The sequence below is a fragment of the Lentilactobacillus sp. TOM.63 genome, assembly GCF_030361045.1.
In the GTDB taxonomy this organism is placed as follows: Bacteria; Bacillota; Bacilli; order Lactobacillales; family Lactobacillaceae; genus Lentilactobacillus; species Lentilactobacillus dabitei.
On the sequence record NZ_JAUCAP010000168.1, the window covers coordinates 1 to 1,484 of the forward strand.

Sequence of the window (1,484 nt, forward strand, 5' to 3'; positions counted from 1 at the left end):
CCGATAAGCTATCGACTCCGTGCCGCCTAGGAAAGACAAGCAAATATTTACTTTAACTTTTGGGGTACACCTCATTTTGATCCCGGTCTCTTTTTTTGCGGATAATTTCAAAAGTGCACACATTTGTTCCCCTGATTCTGGTATAATAATTAGGCTAGTATTAGGAGGAAACATAAAATGAAAAAACGATTAACGTGGTTGGTTGTGATCGCATTCGGTCTCTTGATCGGTGGAGCTAGTCACTCTGTTTCTGCAAGTACCGTCACAACCGAACAACAGGTTCCAACTACTCAATATGTTTGGACAAAGGTAAGCCATCGAAACTCGGCGATCGCCTATCATCCAAAGGCCACAAAGTCGGTTTATTTGTGGAACCAGCTGCATACGCAACGACTACATAATTTGAGAAACTATCCCACGACAACTTGGTATGTCAAAAACAGCGTTGTCATGCAACATGGCGGCGTGAGTCACGTTTATTACGAGCTCTATAATCAACATAATAGCGCCAGTGGATATGTGTGGCGTGGTTATCTCACCAAGGGGATTAATCCAAAGCAACCAGGCACATCCGATTTATCCAAAATGGCCTATACAAAAACAGAATGCTACCAATTTTTCAAAGACAACTTGAAAATGTTGGCAAGTTTGCCGCAGACGGAGTTTCAGGACTTAATCATCAATCAAGTGAAGCAAGATCTAAAGGGGAAGGGGACCAATAGCCAGCAACTGAATATGATGGCAAAATTGTTGGCCACTTCAAATATGAGCTCGCGGGATGCTGCCGCAAATGCCAACATTTTGAATTATGCGACGGTCGAGTTTGCGGTGAAGGATGTGAATCCCGCCGTCATCACAAACTACGAGTCTTATTGGAAGGCAGACCAAAGAGCTCAAGCATTGACTTATTACGCAAAAATGGTTGAAAGCCAGCTGAGAAGTCTGGTTGCCAATTCTGGTAATCGGGATTATGGCTTGTACCTTGTCCCGACGACTTCACGAGACGCTTGGAAGCCTAAAGTCATGATGGTAGTGGAATGATGAGCGCAATTAATTTGGACGAATTTATAGCAGCAGGAACTCACAAACTAACGGACAACCCGGGATTTCAGTTGGAATACACCAAGGTTGCCATTGCCGCAACCGTGATGAAAGCCAGAGAAGCGCAGGGCTTGTCGCAAGCAGCCCTGGCGAAGAAAGCGGCTTTACCACTGGCCACAGTTGTGAAAATCGAAAAGGGCAGCAATACCATAATTGAGACGCTGAGCCGGATTGCTTCGGCACTGGGGAAGACGCTTCAAATTACTGTGAAGTAGGGATAAACACATTCAATAAAATTTATGGGATGAGCCCAGAACAATGACGATTTGATCTCAGAATTTAAGCGAAAAAAGTAATGCATTCTGGTTTGAACTGAACCCCTTGAATTGGAGAAATCTAATTCAAGGGGTTTTATTATGTTTCCTTATGAAGTTAAAATGGCC

At 43.8% G+C, this 1,484-nt stretch carries 2 protein-coding genes; both read left to right on the plus strand.

The features are described 5' to 3' along the window. Positions 1–177: 177 nt before the first annotated feature. Entirely contained in the window at positions 178–1,041 is an 864-nt protein-coding gene (locus tag QUF07_RS13955) for a hypothetical protein (RefSeq protein WP_289428193.1), read from the plus strand. Then, complete coding sequence (locus tag QUF07_RS13960; protein ID WP_289428194.1) at positions 1,038–1,316, plus strand: helix-turn-helix domain-containing protein; 279 nt, start codon at positions 1,038–1,040, stop codon at positions 1,314–1,316. Before QUF07_RS13955 ends, QUF07_RS13960 begins: the two co-directional genes overlap by 4 nt. Positions 1,317–1,484 lie beyond the last annotated feature (168 nt).

Coding starts and splice junctions, on each gene's coding strand:
- QUF07_RS13955 (WP_289428193.1), top strand. CDS start 178: ATGAAAAAACGATTAACGTGGTTGGTTGTGATCGCATTCGGTCTCTTG.
- QUF07_RS13960 (WP_289428194.1), top strand. CDS start 1,038: ATGATGAGCGCAATTAATTTGGACGAATTTATAGCAGCAGGAACTCAC.